The organism is Enterobacter sp. AN-K1, assembly GCF_020971765.1.
GTDB lineage: Bacteria > Pseudomonadota > Gammaproteobacteria > Enterobacterales > Enterobacteriaceae > Enterobacter > Enterobacter hormaechei_C.
The window spans coordinates 4,544,949-4,560,042 of the sequence record NZ_CP087390.1; the positions used below are offsets into that span (position 1 = coordinate 4,544,949).

Annotated in this window: 13 protein-coding genes; 8 read left to right on the forward strand and 5 right to left on the reverse strand. The window is 54.0% G+C overall.

Translation table 11 applies throughout. From position 1 onward, the window contains the following. The first annotated feature begins 15 nt into the window (after positions 1-15). Both LOC22_RS21560 and adhP read left to right on the forward strand, forming a co-directional pair. The gene (locus LOC22_RS21560; RefSeq protein WP_154123009.1) at positions 16-1,725 is read left to right on the forward strand and encodes an ABC-F family ATP-binding cassette domain-containing protein; all 1,710 of its coding nucleotides are present in this window, start codon (positions 16-18) and stop codon (positions 1,723-1,725) included. Between the two features lie 196 nt (positions 1,726-1,921). After that, positions 1,922-2,932: an alcohol dehydrogenase AdhP gene (gene adhP / locus LOC22_RS21565; protein WP_006810706.1), complete on the forward strand. Its 1,011-nt coding sequence runs from the start codon at positions 1,922-1,924 to the stop codon at positions 2,930-2,932. Positions 2,933-2,971: 39 nt separating this feature from the next. Here adhP and LOC22_RS21570 read toward each other — a convergent pair whose 3' ends face one another. Then, positions 2,972-3,481, reverse strand: a complete 510-nt coding sequence (locus LOC22_RS21570) for an RrF2 family transcriptional regulator (RefSeq protein ID WP_017382310.1) — start codon at positions 3,479-3,481, stop codon at positions 2,972-2,974. A 130-nt stretch (positions 3,482-3,611) separates the two neighbouring features. Here LOC22_RS21570 and LOC22_RS21575 point away from each other — a divergent pair, with 130 nt between their 5' ends. Continuing rightward, on the forward strand, positions 3,612-4,814 hold the full coding sequence (locus tag LOC22_RS21575) for an NAD(P)/FAD-dependent oxidoreductase (RefSeq protein WP_230239196.1): 1,203 nt from the start codon (positions 3,612-3,614) through the stop codon (positions 4,812-4,814). A 39-nt stretch (positions 4,815-4,853) separates the two neighbouring features. Here the strand turns inward: LOC22_RS21575 and araJ are convergent, their stop codons facing one another. Further along, on the reverse strand, positions 4,854-6,029 hold the full coding sequence (gene araJ / locus LOC22_RS21580) for an MFS transporter AraJ (RefSeq protein ID WP_017693387.1): 1,176 nt from the start codon (positions 6,027-6,029) through the stop codon (positions 4,854-4,856). Between the two features lie 161 nt (positions 6,030-6,190). On the opposite strand from araJ, the gene ppk2 reads away from it, so the two are divergent. The 3 genes from ppk2 (at position 6,191) to LOC22_RS21595 (ending at position 7,622) form a co-directional block, all read left to right on the forward strand. Further along, entirely contained in the window at positions 6,191-7,009 is an 819-nt protein-coding gene (ppk2, locus tag LOC22_RS21585) for a polyphosphate kinase 2 (RefSeq protein ID WP_033487797.1), read from the forward strand. A 101-nt stretch (positions 7,010-7,110) separates the two neighbouring features. Next, positions 7,111-7,299, forward strand: a complete 189-nt coding sequence (locus LOC22_RS21590) for a hypothetical protein (RefSeq protein WP_017382306.1) — start codon at positions 7,111-7,113, stop codon at positions 7,297-7,299. A gap of 65 nt (positions 7,300-7,364) precedes the next feature. After that, complete coding sequence (locus LOC22_RS21595; protein WP_229233219.1) at positions 7,365-7,622, forward strand: CcdB family protein; 258 nt, start codon at positions 7,365-7,367, stop codon at positions 7,620-7,622. Positions 7,623-7,673: 51 nt separating this feature from the next. On the opposite strand, the gene fdnI is transcribed toward LOC22_RS21595, so the two are convergent. The 3 genes from fdnI to fdnG are packed head-to-tail and all read right to left on the reverse strand — an operon-like array spanning position 7,674 to position 12,266. Beyond that, complete coding sequence (gene fdnI / locus LOC22_RS21600; RefSeq protein ID WP_015570477.1) at positions 7,674-8,330, reverse strand: formate dehydrogenase-N subunit gamma; 657 nt, start codon at positions 8,328-8,330, stop codon at positions 7,674-7,676. Continuing rightward, complete coding sequence (gene fdxH / locus LOC22_RS21605; protein ID WP_015570476.1) at positions 8,323-9,207, reverse strand: formate dehydrogenase subunit beta; 885 nt, start codon at positions 9,205-9,207, stop codon at positions 8,323-8,325. The genes fdnI and fdxH overlap by 8 nt, the downstream gene beginning before the upstream one ends. Before the next feature lie 11 nt (positions 9,208-9,218). Beyond that, complete coding sequence (gene fdnG / locus LOC22_RS21610; RefSeq protein ID WP_100244796.1) at positions 9,219-12,266, reverse strand: formate dehydrogenase-N subunit alpha; 3,048 nt, start codon at positions 12,264-12,266, stop codon at positions 9,219-9,221. Positions 12,267-12,486: 220 nt separating this feature from the next. On the opposite strand from fdnG, the gene yddG reads away from it, so the two are divergent. Both yddG and ompC read left to right on the forward strand, forming a co-directional pair. Further along, entirely contained in the window at positions 12,487-13,365 is an 879-nt protein-coding gene (gene yddG, locus LOC22_RS21615) for an aromatic amino acid DMT transporter YddG (protein WP_032102980.1), read from the forward strand. Between the two features lie 626 nt (positions 13,366-13,991). Then, positions 13,992-15,065 (forward strand): porin OmpC, encoded by a 1,074-nt coding sequence (ompC, locus tag LOC22_RS21620; RefSeq protein ID WP_017382300.1) that lies wholly within the window; start codon positions 13,992-13,994, stop codon positions 15,063-15,065. Positions 15,066-15,094: the final 29 nt, after the last annotated feature.

A 15,094-nucleotide genomic window follows, 5' to 3' on the forward strand; every position in this document is an offset into this window, starting at 1 on the left:
CCTGGGTAAGCAACAATGAGCACTTTACTCACTGCACATTCTTTACGCGTTGATACGGCGTTCGGCACGCTCTTCGACTCTCTCTCCTTTACGTTGAAAAAAGGCGATCGCATCGGCCTGCTGGGTGATAACGGCTGCGGAAAAAGTACGCTGCTGAAAATCCTCGACGGAACGCAGTCCCCTGCTGCCGGAACCGTTTCACTGGCGGGGCATTGCCTGCTGGCGCGCGTGGAACAACATCTGCCGGAGACTCTTGATCCCCTGACCATGCTGGATGCGGTGCTGGCGCAGCTGCCGATCGGTGAGCGCGACAGTTTGCGCTGGAAAGCCGAGTCGCTGCTGGCCGGAATGGGCTTCACGACGCAGGAAACGGCGTTAACCTCCGCCACGCTGAGCGGCGGCCAGCATACGCGGTTGCTGCTGGCACGAGCGTTGATAAGCGATCCGGATCTGCTGCTTCTGGACGAACCGAGCAACCACCTTGACCTGCCGACCCTGCTGTGGCTGGAGCAGTTTCTACAAAACTGGTCCGGCAGCTTTGTGCTGGTCTCACACGACAGGCAACTGCTGGACGCGGTAACCAACGGCAGCTGGATCCTGCGCGATAAAACGCTGCACGCCTTTGCCCTTCCCTGCACTGCCGCCCGTCTGGCGCTCGACGCAAAAGACGAAAGCGATGCGTTGCGCCATAAGGCAGAGCAAAAAGAGATCGACCGCGTCACGGCCAGCGCACGGCGTCTCGCGACCTGGGGCAAGGTCTATGACAACGAAGATCTCTCCCGTAAGGCTAAGCAGATGGAAAAACAGGTCGAACGCCTGAAAGAGACCCAGACGGAACTGACGGCGGGAAGCCCGTGGACCTTAACCCTGCGCGGGGACGCGCTTCGCGCCGACCGCCTGCTGGAAATGACTCACCTCGGCGTCCCCCCGGCGCCGGGTCTGCCAGACCTGTTTACTCTCAACAGCGCGCGGCTAAAGAGCGGCGATCGCGTGGCGATTGTGGGTCGTAACGGCTGCGGAAAATCGTCGCTGCTGAAGCTTATCTGGCGACATTTTCGCGACGAGATCGCGGACGAGCGGCTTAAGCGTCATCCGCGCGTCTCACCCGGCTACTACGACCAGACGCTGCACCAGTTGCCAGATGATGCGGCGCTGCTTGATGCTCTGGAGCCTTTCGCGCCAGATCCGCAGACCCGTAAAATGGCGCTCATCAGTGCCGGGTTCCCGTGGGCGCGTCACGGGCAAAAAGTCAGTACGCTGAGCGGCGGGGAACGTTCGCGCCTGCTGTTCATCGGCCTGACGCTTGCCCGTTATAGCCTGCTGATGCTGGATGAACCGACCAACCACCTGGACATGGAAGGCAAAGAGGCGCTGGCGGAAACGCTGCAACAGTTTGAAGGCGGAGTGCTGCTGGTGAGCCACGATCGTCAGTTAATTAGCCAGAGCTGTAACCGCTTCTGGCTGATTGAGGACGGCAGGCTGAGCGAATGGCACGATGCGGAGGCGGTGTTTGAGCGCCTGCGTGAGGACACCGCTCCGGTTGTACCTGAGGCATCGAATAACGCATTGAAGGCACCCTCTTCAGCGTCTGACGATCTGCTCGAACGCCTGGTTGCCCTGGAAACACTGCTGGAAGAAGATTTGGCGCGCAAGCCAAAACATCAAAAACCGCAGTTACAGGCGCAATGGCGAAAAGAGATTGAGGTAATAGAAGCGCAACTGTAAATCTGAGCCCGGCGGTGGCGTCGCCGGGCCAGTGTTTTTCACCCCAATTTATGAGGGGTACAGCCTTTTCTTAATCCGAAAATGCATCAAATAATGACATTATGTTGCGGTTACCTTGCATTACATCGCCAAAGTATTAATCCTTAATGGGTAATCAGACCTGCTATGCAGATACTCATCATGAAAGGAGAAACACATGAAGGCTGCTGTTGTCACTCAGGATCATCAGGTTAATGTCACAGAAAAAACCTTACGCGCGCTCAAACATGGTGAAGCGCTGCTGAAGATGGAGTGCTGTGGCGTTTGCCATACCGATCTCCATGTTAAGAATGGCGATTTTGGCGACAAAACCGGGGTGATCCTCGGCCACGAAGGGATTGGTATCGTCAAAGAGATTGGTCCTGGCGTCACGTCGCTAAAAGTAGGCGATCGTGCAAGCGTGGCGTGGTTCTTCGAGGGCTGTGGCCACTGTGAATATTGTAATACCGGCAACGAAACGCTGTGCCGTGACGTGAAAAACGCGGGTTACTCCGTTGACGGCGGCATGGCGGAAGAATGCATCGTCACCGCGGATTACGCGGTTAAAGTTCCGGACGGACTGGACTCTGCGGCGGCCAGCAGCATCACCTGCGCCGGGGTCACCACTTACAAAGCGGTAAAAGTCTCTGACATCAAACCCGGCCAGTGGATTGCGATCTATGGCCTGGGCGGTCTGGGCAACCTCGCGCTGCAATACGCCAAAAATGTCTTCAATGCGAAGGTTATCGCCATTGACGTGAATGACGAGCAGTTGAAGCTCGCTGCCAGCATGGGCGCAGACTTAACCGTGAACTCCCGCAGTGAAGATGCGGCAAAAGTGATTCAGGAGAAAACCGGCGGTGCACATGCGGCGGTGGTGACGGCGGTAGCGAAAGCGGCCTTCAACTCTGCCGTTGACGCAGTTCGCGCCGGTGGCCGCGTGGTGGCTGTTGGCCTGCCGCCGGAAGCGATGAGCCTGGATATTCCACGTCTGGTCCTGGATGGGATTCAGGTAGTGGGTTCCCTGGTGGGTACCCGTCAGGATCTGCTCGAAGCCTTCCAGTTTGCGGCTGAAGGTAAGGTGAAACCGAAAGTTACAATGCGCCCACTGGAAGATATCAACGCCATCTTCAAAGAGATGGAACAGGGCCAGATCCGTGGCCGTATGGTGATTGATTTACGTTCTTAACCGCGGTGGCCGGGTAGCGGCTCTGCCCTGCCCGGCTTTTCACGTGGACGAACGGCGATCGGAAATCCATTCCTGAACCTCGATCTGGAACGTGTCCGGCGCTTTTCGATACATCTTCCGCGCCAGATCCAGGATGGTATGGCGTCCTAACTCCTCTTCCATCCGCTGCTGCGCGCTGTCCATGACCGAGCGCACCCCACACGGGCCGTTACAGACCCAGGCAGGTGGCGTTTCATCAAACACCGCCAGGCGCTGACGCACTTCCCGACACTCAAACATATTCTTCTCGCCGTCAATGGCATGCGCCACGTCCAGCACGCTGATCAGCTCTGCCGGACGCGCCAGCCGGAAGCCTCCCCCTTTGCCTTCGGTGCTGATGACCAGCCCCGCGCGTGATAAACGGGTGAAGATTTTTCCAAGATAGTCGTACGGCACGCCCTGCAAGGCCGCCATCTCCCGGACGCTCATCTCACGTTCATTGCCTTTTGCATCCACCATACACATCAGGCTATGAATGCCATATTCCACACCAGAACTGTAAAACGCCATGGCTCACTCCGGGTCATTGTTCGCTGCATTATAACGATTTTTAACTCAGAAAGAAGTTGTCGCAGTTAACTCCGACAAGTATAGTGGCAGTTATGTCAGACATACAGCCTGACGCACTAAAGGATCGAGTATGAAAAAGCAGATTTTAATTGTGGGTAGTGGGTTTTCCGGTATGTGGGCTGCGGTCAGCGCCGCGCGCCTTTCTGCTCTGGCGGGTAACAATAGCCTCAGCATTGCCGTGCTGGCCCCTGTTGCGGAGCTGCGCGTTCGCCCACGCTTTTATGAAGAGAACGTGTCGACGATGGTCGCGCCGCTGACCGAACTGTTTGCTGAGCTGGGTATCGCCTTTATTGCGGGCGAAGCACAACGTATTGATACCTCGTCTAAAACCGTTTTGTATCGCGATTCAAACGGCGCGATTGCTGACGTCGCCTGGGAACGTCTGATCCTCGCAACCGGTAGCCAGACTAAACGTCCTCCTGTTGCCGGTCTGGCTGAATACGCCTTTGATATCGACCAACTCGACTCCGCCAGATTATTCGAGCAGCATCTTGATTCGCTGGTTTCGCGCCCCTCCACCCCGGAGCGTAATACCGTGGTCGTGTGTGGCGGCGGCTTTACCGGCATCGAACTGGCAACGGAACTTCCTGCCCGACTCCGTACTCGCTTCGGCGCTGATACAAAGACTAAAGTAATCGTAGTTGAAAGAGGAGCAACCATCGGCGGGCGTTATAGCGAGGCGCTGCGTAACACAATTGAAGAAGCAACCAACGCGCTGGGCGTTGAATGGCGTTTAAACAGTGAAATTGAAGCCATCGATGCCAGCGGCGTAACGCTGAAAAACGGAGAGCGCATTGCCAGCGCCACTGTAGTGTGGACGGCAGGGGTAGAAGCTAACCCCCTCAGCCTGCAAATTGACGGGGAACGCGATACTCAGGGACGGCTGATCGTCAACGACACGTTGCAGGTTCCTGCGCATCCTGAGGTTTACGCGACGGGTGATATGGCGCACGCCAAAACGGACGATGCGGGCAACACGGCGCTGATGACCTGCCAGCACGCGATCCAGCTTGGGAAATTCGCCGGACACAACGCGGCGGCCAGCCTGTTAAATCTGGAGCCGTATCCTTACCGTCAGGTGAACTACGTCACCTGTCTGGATTTGGGTGGCTGGGGCGCGGTATACACCGAGGGCTGGGAACAGCGCGTTAAATCCGTGCGCGAGGAAGGCAAAAAGATCAAAGTCGCCATCACCAACGAACTGATTTACCCGCCAGCAGCAGACAAAGCGGTCGCTTTTGCCGCCGCTGACCCGCTGGCGAAATTCGTTTAGTCCCCTTCTGCGCCCGCGACCAGCGGGCAAAGTGTGCAATCAGGCCAGCGCACCTGCGTTGGCCTGACGCTTTTTGGCACATAAATAACCATACATCAGCAGAGAGGTCATCGCAGAGAAGGATAAAATCGCGGCCGGCAGCGTGACATAGCTCCAGCTAAAGCCGAGCGTAATCATCAATCCACCGAAATACGCGCCAATTGCGCTGCCGAGGTTAAACGCCATTTGCCCGCCTGCGGCCCCCAGCATCTCGCCGCCTTTCGCATTTTGCAGCAGCAGAATTTGCAGCGGCGCAGAGAGCGCAAACAGCCCGGCGCAGCAGACAAATCCCATTACCAGTGAAGCTGTTTTAAGCTCGCCAAAGGCAAACAACGCCAGCAGCGAAGCCACAATCACCAGGTCGGTGGTGGCAGCAATGCGCAGCGGGCTAAAGCGTGACGACAGCTTGCCGCTGAAGACATTTCCCAGCACCATGCCCAGCCCCATCAGCATCATGATCGCGGTCATGACGCCCTCAGAAAAGCCTGACACGTTGACCATAAACGGCTTCACGAAGCTAAACCAGGCAAACACCCCGGCATTGCCAAACATCGTAGCGGCAAAAATCAGCCACGGTTCCGGTTTCTTCAGGAAGTGGAATTGTTCTGCCAGCCGGGTGGTTGTCGTGTCGTGAATATCAGGCACCCACAGCAGAACAGACAGGATCACCAGCGCGTCAAAGACCGCAATCAAAAAGAAGGTGTAACGCCAGTTAAATTCATGTCCCAGCCACGTCCCGAGCGGCACGCCAAGCAGGTTGGCAACGGTCATCCCGGCAATCATCCCGGCCACAGCGACCGTCACTTTACCCGGCGGCGCGATTTTTGACAGGATTATCGCCCCCACTCCGAAAATCGCGCCATGCGGGAAACCAGAGATTAAGCGCCCCGCCGCCAGCCCCACGTAGGAGTCAGAGAAGGTAAAGAGCGCGTTACCGACGACGCACATCGCCACCAGAAACAGCAGCGTTGTTTTCAGCGAAAATTTGCTGGAGAACAGCGCCACAATCGGCGCGCCGATCACCACGCCAAAAGCGTAAAACGAAATCATATTTCCGGCGGAGGGAATCGAAATGCCCGTATCATGAGCCAGCTCGGTCAGCACGCCCATAATGCCAAACTCAGCCATCCCCAGGCCAAAGGTACCCAGTGCTAACGAAAAAATTGTCTTTTTCATACCGCGACCACTGTTAAAAAATATGCAGCGTGCATTATTGATTAAACTTGTATGGTGAACCAGTTCAAATCAGATTTCTGACACATTAATCCATTCATTCAGGCCTATTACACTCTTAGTACGGCCTCGATCCCGCGACCGGATACAAAGGGAGACCCACCATGGTCAGTAAGAAGAAAACCCATGTTGTTGATGATGTCGTTAAAAACGCGCCGCTCAAAACTAAAGCGTACGAGCAAGAGCTTCGCCGCCTCCATGTTGAACTGGTTAAGCTCCAGCAATGGGTAGTCGCCAAAGGGTTAAAGGTCTGTATTGTTTTTGAAGGGCGAGACGGCGCCGGTAAAGGCGGCGTCATCAAAGCCATCACCGAACGCGTCAGCCCTCGGGTGTTTCGCGTTGTTGCGTTACCGGCTCCCACCGATAAAGAGAAAAGTCAGCTCTATTTTCAGCGTTACGTTCCCCATCTGCCCTCTGCCGGGGAAATCGTTATTTTTGACCGCAGCTGGTACAACCGTGCGGGCGTGGAAAGAGTCATGGGTTTCTGTACCGAGGAGCAGGCCGAAAAATTTCTTGATGGAACGCCGGTGATGGAAAAAGCGATGGTCGATGCCGGGATCATTTTGTTGAAATACTGGCTTGAAGTAACGCCAAAAGAGCAGGAGCGACGCCTTCGCGATCGCATTAATGATGGTCGCAAGATCTGGAAGCTGTCTCCAATGGATATTAAATCTTTCAATCTGTGGGATGAGTATACCCTCGCCCGCGACGCGATGTTTAAAGCGACCGACACCGCCTGGGCGCCGTGGTTTGTGGCGCGCTCAGAAGATAAAAAACGGGTGCGGCTGAATATTATTTCGCATCTGCTTTCCCAGATCCCCTATAAAGAAATTCACGTAGACAAAGTGGATTTACCGAAACGCAAGATCGGCAAAGTGAAGCCTACAAAATATCCCTTCCGCTATATTGCAGAGCGGTTTTGATATTACTGGAAGACGGCTCGCATAATGTAGATTACCAGGGGAAACAGTATTGTTTTTTGTTGGCTGCGGTTGATAATGACCGCACCAACAAAGGAGAAAACATGAAACCGAACCGCACAGAAAGATGTGTTACAACAAAGCCTTTTACGGGGAAAAAGCCTCGCCCACTCTCTACAACAGCAGAGCACAAGCGACAGCATCAACAGGATCAGGGATTTATTAAAGCGATGAATGAATTAACGGCCAAAGCAGGGCTATTATCGGATGACCCTTATTTTGGAGGGCTTTGATGTGTTTTCAGTTTGACGTTTATCGCAACCCATCAGACAGAACGCGTGAATACCAGCCCTATTTTATGATTATTCAGCACGATTTTTATGACGACTTATCAACGAGACTTATTGTACCGTTAAGCTATCACAATCATTTAAGAGGACATTCAAACGCTGCAACGCCACTGGTGAACATTGAATTCCAGACATATTTTCTTAATACAGCCAACATCACACACGTGGAGACAAAGAAACTTAATAATAAGAATTATGTATGTAATCTGCGCAGTGCAAGAAGTAGTGTTCTTGCAGGAATTGATGCGTTAATTACCAATACGTAGCTCAGAGCCGCGCAAGTGCAGCGCCGCCGGACAATGCCGACGGCGCGAGGTTTACTTCAACCCTTCCGAACTCTCTTTTTGCGCTTCAAGACGCTCGACGTCCCGATACCAGCGCGGATGGTGTTTTTGCGCCCAGCGGCGGCTCACCTTCCCTTCAATCATGCCTTTAATCGATCCTTTCACCCAGAAGGCCATATACATATGGATCAGGATGGCGTGGATCAGAATAATGGCCGAGGTCGCGTGGATCAGCAGTGCGTAGCGCACCACCTGGATCGGGAAATATTGGGCAAAATACGGACGCCAGATAATCACTCCGGTCACCAGCAGCACGAAAATCATGCTCATGATGGTCCAGAACATCATCTTCTGCCCGGCGTTGTATTTGCCCACCTTCGCGACTTTATGCTCGTTGCCTTTCAGAACCTCAACAATCCCTTTAATCCAGGGAATATCCTGCTTGTCAGGGATGTTGTGATGAACGAAACGCACGAACATAAACATCAGCACCACGAAAATCAGCACGCCGAAGAACGGGTGCAGAATGCGCCCCATCTGCGGTGTCCCGAAGGTTTCCGTGAGCCACTGTAGCGTCGGGAAGAAGAACGATATGCCGGATACCGCCACCAGGAAGAAGCAGATGACCACCGTCCAGTGACAGGCGCGATCGACAAATTTTGTGCGCACTATCATTTTCGACTTACTCATGATGCTCCTCCTCGTCGTCATCCACCTCTTTATTCGGCCCGATACCGATGTAGTGATAAATCAGCCCGGCAAAGGTGGCGATAAAGCCCGCTGCTGAGAGCGGCTTAAGCGCCCCTTTCCACAGGTTGATTGAGGTATCGATCGCCGGATCTTTCGGCAGATTGTGATACAGCTCCGGCTGGTCATTGTGGTGCAGAACATACATGACGTGCGTACCGCCGACACCCTGCGGGTTATAAATCCCGGCCTTGTCATAGCCGCGCGCTTTGAGCTTATCCACCCGCTGCTGTGCCACGTCCAGCATCTCTTTTTTGGTACCGAAGTGGATCGCCCCGGTAGGACAGGTCTTCACGCAGGCAGGCTCCTGGCCGACGCTGACGCGATCGACGCACAGCGTGCATTTATAGACCCGGTTATCCTCTTTATTGAGGCGCGGGATATTAAACGGACAACCTGCAATACAGTAACCGCAGCCGATGCAGTTATCCTGCTGGAAGTCGACGATCCCGTTGGCGTACTGAATGATTGCCCCGGCAGACGGGCATGCCTTCAGGCAGCCCGGATCTTCACAGTGCATACAGCCGTCTTTACGGATCAGCCACTCCAGCTTGCCATTCTGGTCGGTTTCGCTAAAGCGCATCACCGTCCAGGACTTGGCGCTCAGATCAGCAGGATTGTCATAGACACCAACGCAGTGCCCCACCTCGTCGCGAATATCGTTCCACTCCGAGCAGGCCACCTGGCAGGCCTTACAGCCCACGCAGGAGGAGACATCGATCAACTTGGCGACTTCTGCCTTGTAATCCCGCGCACGAGGCGCGGGCGTTATCGGGTTGGTCGCGGAGCGTTTAATAATGTCTTGTGTTTCCATCGCCATTTAATCGCTCCTTACGCTTTCTCGATGTTGACCAGAAACGCTTTATACTCCGGCGTTTGCGAGTTGGAATCGCCGACGTTTGGCGTCAGGGTATTGGCGATGTAGCCTTTCTGCGCTACCCCTTCAAAGCCCCAGTGCAGTGGTATACCGACGGTTTCCACCTGCTGGCCATGCACGTTCAGCGTTTGCAGACGACGGGTGACCACCGCCACCGCGCGAATAAAGCCGCGCTTGCTGCTGACCTTCACGCGATCGCCGTTGGCAATGCCTTTCGCCTTCGCCAGCGTTTCGCTTATCTCCACAAACTGTTCCGGCTGCGCGATGGCGTTAAGCCGCGCGTGCTTGGTCCAGGTATGGAAATGCTCGGTCAGGCGGTAGGTGGTGCCGACATAAGGGAACTTGTCCTTTTTACCTAAACGCAGCACGTCGTCTTCATAGATGCGTACCACCGGACTGGAGACCACATTCGGGTGCAGTGGGTTAGTGCCGAGCGGCGTTTCCATCGGCTCGTAGTGTTCCGGGAACGGCCCTTCCGCCAGTTTGTCGATAGCAAACAGACGTCCCAGCCCTTCCGGCTGCATGATAAACGGCCCGGTGTTGCTGCCCGGCGCGGCGGTGTTGAAGTCCGGGATATCGTTCCCCGTCCACTTCGTGCCGTTCCACTCGATCAGCATGCGTTTCGGATCCCACGGCTTACCGTTCACGTCTGCGGAGGCACGGTTGTACAGTACGCGGCGGTTCAACGGCCACGCCCATGCCCAGCCCAGGGTATTGCCCAGGCCTGACGGATCGGCGTTATCGCGATTGGCCATCTGGTTACCCTGCTCCGTCCAGCTGCCGGTGTAGATCCAGCAGGAAGAGGCCGTGGTACCGTCGTCACGCAACAGCGCGAAGCTATTGAGCAGCTGTCCTTTCTTCGCCACCAGATTGCCGTTGGCATCGTACAGGTCGGCCAGCGCCACGCCGTTGTTCTCTTTTGCCACCTCTTCGGACTCAGGATGATCCGGCTGCTTGTAGTTCCAGCTCATCTTCAGCAGCGGCTCAGCGCCTTTGCCGCCTTCTGCGCGGTACATCTCGCGCAGACGATGGTAAATCCCGGCCAGAATTTCGCCGTCATTACGCGCTTCGCCCGGCGCATCCTGACCTTTCCAGTGCCACTGTAGCCAGCGGCCAGAGTTGGCAATTGAACCGTCCTCTTCCGCAAAGCAGGTCGACGGCAGGCGGAACACCTCGGTCTGAATCGCTGCCGGATCGACATCGTTTGATTCACCGTGGTTCTGCCAGAACGTAGACGTTTCGGTGACCAGCGGATCGATAACCACCATGTACTTCAGCTTGCTCAGGCTGCGAACGACTTTGTTTTTATCCGGGAATGACGCTACCGGGTTAAAGCCCTGGCAGATGTAACCCGTGACGTCGCCCTTATCCATCATGTTGAAATACTTGATGACATCGTAAGCCTGGTCCCATTTCGGCAACCACTCAAAGCCCCAGTCATTCTCTTTCTGCGCCGCGTCGCCGTAGAACGATTTCATCAGACTGACGGCAAACTTCGGATAGTTACTCCAGTAGTTCACCTGGTCCGGACGCGTCGCTTTTGGCGTGTTGGCGTCAAGCCAGCTTTGCCAGTCGGTCTGCTTCTCGGACGGCAGGGTCAGGTAACCCGGCAGGCTGGTCGACAGCAGGCCGAGGTCGGTTAAGCCCTGAATGTTAGAGTGCCCGCGCAGGGCGTTCACGCCGCCACCGGCCATCCCCATGTTGCCGAGCAGCAGCTGGATCATCGCCATGGTACGGATGTTCTGCGCGCCCACGGTATGCTGCGTCCAGCCCAGCGCGTACAGGAATGTAGTGGTTCTGTCGGCGGCACTGGTGGAAGCCAGCACTTCACATACTTTCAGGAAGTCCGCTTTCGGCGTACCGCAGATGTTTTCCACCACGTCCGGCGTATAGCGGGAAACGTGCTGTTTCAGCAAGTTCCACACGCAGCGCGGATCGCTCAGGGTCTCATCGCGTTTCGCGTAGCCGTTTTCGTCGAACTGATAGTTCCAGGACGATTTATCGTACTGACGTTTCCCGGCGTCATAGCCGCTGAAGAGGCCATCTTCGAAGGCGAAATCTTCCCGTACCAGCAGGCCGGCATTGGTGTAATGCTTAACGTATTCCACGTTAATTTTGTTATTTTCGATCAGGTACAACAGCACGCCGGAAAGGAACGTAATATCCGTACCGGAGCGGATCGGCGCATAGATATCAGCCACCGATGCCGTACGCGTAAAGCGCGGATCGACGACGATCAGCGTCGCATCGTTGTTGTTTTTCGCTTCCATCGCCCAGCGGAATCCCACCGGATGGGCTTCAGCGGCGTTACCGCCCATTACCACCACGACGTTAGCGTTTTTGATATCAACCCAGTGGTTGGTCATCGCACCGCGACCAAATGTTGGAGCAAGACTTGCTACCGTTGGTCCGTGTCAGACGCGCGCCTGGTTATCAACCGCCAGCATGCCGAGGGAGCGCACAAATTTTTGCGTCAGCATGCCGGTCTCATTACTTGCCGCAGAGGCACACAGCATCCCGGTGGAGGTCCAGCGGTTTACCGTGATGCCCTGCTCGTTCTTCTCAATAAAGTTGGCGTCGCGATCCGCTTTCATCAGTTTTGCAATTCGGGAGAAGGCTTCGTCCCAGGAGATACGCTGCCATTTGTCAGAGCCCGGCGCACGATATTCCGGGTAGCGCAGACGGTTTTCACTGTGGACGTAGTCCAGCAGCCCCGCCCCTTTCGGGCAAAGCGCCCCGCGGCTCACCGGATGGTCCGGGTCCCCTTCAATATGATAAATCGCTTCTTTGGCGTTCTTTGCGCCATCACCCAGGCTATACATTAATAGCCCACAACCCACGGAGCAGTATGTGCAGGTGTTACGGATCTCTTTCGCGCGCAGCAGTTTATAGTTGCGTGCCTGAGCCAGCGCCATTTTGGGAGCGAATCCCAGCATTGCGGCTGTTGTTCCGGCCATACCGCCCGCGCAGATTTTAAAAAATTGTCTGCGGCTGACGTCCATTGCTGTCCTCGTTATCTGATAAGACTTCGCGCCGCAAACTAACAGCAAAGCCCCTGTTTTTTTTGCGTCAAATCAAGGTCGTCAGACTTCGCCCCCTTAATAGTCACTGCCGGTATGATTTGCTAATCCTTTCGGGTTAACAGGCTCTTTGAAAATTCGCCAGGTGTAGCAAATAGATGCTATAAGTTTTCCCTTTGATTTTTAGAAGACTGGCAGGGTAATGGACAGAAAAAGAGCAACGCTGACAGGCCTGGCGGCCATATTGTTGTGGAGCACCATGGTGGGTCTCATCCGCAGCGTCAGTGAAGGACTGGGCCCGGTGGGCGGCGCGGCGATGATTTACACCGTCAGCGGGCTGTTGTGTCTGGTGACGGTGGGTTTTCCCGATCTTCGGCGTTTTTCCACGCGCTATCTCATTGCGGGCAGCATCCTGTTTGTCAGCTATGAGATGTGCCTGGCCCTGTCGCTGGGGTATGCCGCGACGCGCTCACAGGCGATTGAAGTCGGTATGGTCAATTATCTGTGGCCAAGCCTGACGATTGCGTTCGCGATTTTGTTCAACGGGCAAAAAACCACCCTGTGGGTGATCCCTGGGCTTCTCATCTCGCTGTTGGGTGTGTGCTGGGTTTTAGGTGGCGAAAACGGTCTGCAACTGAATGACATCATGCAGAACGTCGTTTCCAGTCCGCTAAGTTATGGGCTGGCGTTTGCTGGCGCTTTTATCTGGGCCGCCTACTGCACCGTCACCAGCAAGTATGCCAAAGGGCAAAATGGCATTACCCTTTTCGTCCTGCTGACCGCTCTGAGTCTATGGGTCAAATATGCCGTCAGCGATCAGCCCGAAATGGTGTTCAGCGTCCCGGTTGTGGTGAAGCTATTGATGTGTGGGGTTGCGCTTGGCTTTGGCTACGCCGCCTGGAATATCGGTATTCTTCACGGTAACGTCACGGTGCTTGCGGCTGTCTCTTATTTCACGCCAGTTCTTTCCGCCGCACTGGCGGCTATTCTGTTGAGTTCTCCGCTTTCACTCTCATTCTGGCAAGGGGCATTGATGGTGTGCGCCGGATCGTTACTGTGCTGGTATGCCACCCGCAAATAGCATTTTTATTTTTGCCGGGTACCGAATATGCCCGGCAAAATATTAACAATATTTTAATATGTGATCACACCCTCGAATATAATTCGTAACATTAGAGAGTAATTAAATTTCTGTATAGAGTGCTGTCAGAAAGCCAGAGTTGTTGTGGAAATTGACATAAACTGACAACGCAGGTAATTAATTCAGCGCCAATATTCCCGCGCTATATAGCACAAAGTGCAATAGTTTATTTCTGAATATTTCTCTTAAAAAACAGGTTCTGGTTTCCCGAGAAATCTATAATCAACTGTTTTAAAAAAGTTTATCCTGCCACATGCTTTGACATTCCCTGCCAAACCCTTTTAATCCCACCAAAAAACTAAAACGTCCGACAACTATTCACAGCCATATGATCTTGATTAGTTAATAATCACTTGATGTCTATATATTAACCTGATTGGCCGATTTAAGGGCAATTTATCCGATCAGGATCACACTAATTGAAATTATCTTTAATATTTTGAAACTTATTATTGAAAGCAGTCTACGGAATTTTAAAAATAGTCTGCCATTGACGATAAGCCTCGTTTAAAAATCGCTCAGGTGGCTTAGGAAATACCTAAATAAAATTATAAGGATTATTTAAGATGAAACTTAAATTAGTTGCAGTGGCAGTGACTTCCATGTTGGCAGCTGGCGTTGTTAACGCGGCTGAAGTTTTTAACAAAGACGGTAACAAACTGGATCTGTACGGCAAAGTTACTGGTCTGCACTATTTTTCTGATGATGCTGGTAGCGACGGCGACAAAACGTATGTTCGTCTGGGCTTCAAAGGTGAAACTCAGATCAACGATCAGCTGACCGGATACGGCCAGTGGGAATATGAGTTCAAGGGCAATCGCTCTGAAGCTCAAGGTTCCGACGGCAACAAAACCCGTCTGGCGTACGCTGGTCTGAAATTCGATGAATTCGGTTCCTTCGACTACGGTCGTAACTACGGTGTGGCTTATGACATCGGCGCGTGGACTGACGTTCTGCCAGAGTTCGGTGGCGATACCTGGACGCAGACTGACGGCTTCATGACCGGCCGTACCACTGGCGTTGCAACCTACCGTAACACCGACTTCTTTGGTCTGGTTGACGGCCTGAACGTGGCTGCTCAGTACCAGGGTAAAAACGACCGTGACGATATCACCGAATCCAACGGTGACGGCTGGGGTCTCTCTTCTACCTATGAATTCGACGGCTTCGGTGTGGGTGCGACCTACGCGAAATCTGACCGTACCGACCGTCAGGTTCGTGCTGCAAGCAACCTGAACGCCGGTGGCGAAAACGCAGAAGTCTGGGCTGCTGGCCTGAAGTACGATGCGAACAACATCTACCTGGCAACCACCTACTCTGAAACCCGCAACATGACGGCGTTCGGTAACGGTCACGTTGCCAACAAAGCGCAGAACTTCGAAGTTGTGGCTCAGTACCAGTTCGACTTCGGTCTGCGTCCGTCCATCGCTTACCTGAAATCCAAAGGTAAAGACATCGGTTCTTATGGCGACCAGGACCTGGTTGAATACGTTGACGTTGGCGCGAGCTACTACTTCAACAAAAACATGTCCACCTATGTTGATTACAAAATCAACCTCGTGGATGACAGCCAGTTCACCAAAGATGCCAAAGTGGCTACCGACAACATCGTAGCTGTAGGTCTGACCTACCAGTTCTAAGATCTGTTAGTTCAAAAGGCCAGCCCTCG

Bases quoted from the DNA above. Each gene is read 5' to 3' on its own strand.
- LOC22_RS21560 (WP_154123009.1), top strand. From the start codon at position 16: ATGAGCACTTTACTCACTGCACATTCTTTACGCGTTGATACGGCGTTC.
- ppk2 (WP_033487797.1), top strand. From the start codon at position 6,191: ATGGTCAGTAAGAAGAAAACCCATGTTGTTGATGATGTCGTTAAAAAC.
- fdxH (WP_015570476.1), bottom strand. From the start codon at position 9,207: ATGGCGATGGAAACACAAGACATTATTAAACGCTCCGCGACCAACCCG.
- LOC22_RS21570 (WP_017382310.1), bottom strand. From the start codon at position 3,481: ATGGCGTTTTACAGTTCTGGTGTGGAATATGGCATTCATAGCCTGATG.
- LOC22_RS21590 (WP_017382306.1), top strand. From the start codon at position 7,111: ATGAAACCGAACCGCACAGAAAGATGTGTTACAACAAAGCCTTTTACG.
- LOC22_RS21575 (WP_230239196.1), top strand. From the start codon at position 3,612: ATGAAAAAGCAGATTTTAATTGTGGGTAGTGGGTTTTCCGGTATGTGG.
- yddG (WP_032102980.1), top strand. From the start codon at position 12,487: ATGGACAGAAAAAGAGCAACGCTGACAGGCCTGGCGGCCATATTGTTG.
- ompC (WP_017382300.1), top strand. From the start codon at position 13,992: ATGAAACTTAAATTAGTTGCAGTGGCAGTGACTTCCATGTTGGCAGCT.
- adhP (WP_006810706.1), top strand. From the start codon at position 1,922: ATGAAGGCTGCTGTTGTCACTCAGGATCATCAGGTTAATGTCACAGAA.
- LOC22_RS21595 (WP_229233219.1), top strand. From the start codon at position 7,365: ATGATTATTCAGCACGATTTTTATGACGACTTATCAACGAGACTTATT.
- araJ (WP_017693387.1), bottom strand. From the start codon at position 6,029: ATGAAAAAGACAATTTTTTCGTTAGCACTGGGTACCTTTGGCCTGGGG.
- fdnI (WP_015570477.1), bottom strand. From the start codon at position 8,330: ATGAGTAAGTCGAAAATGATAGTGCGCACAAAATTTGTCGATCGCGCC.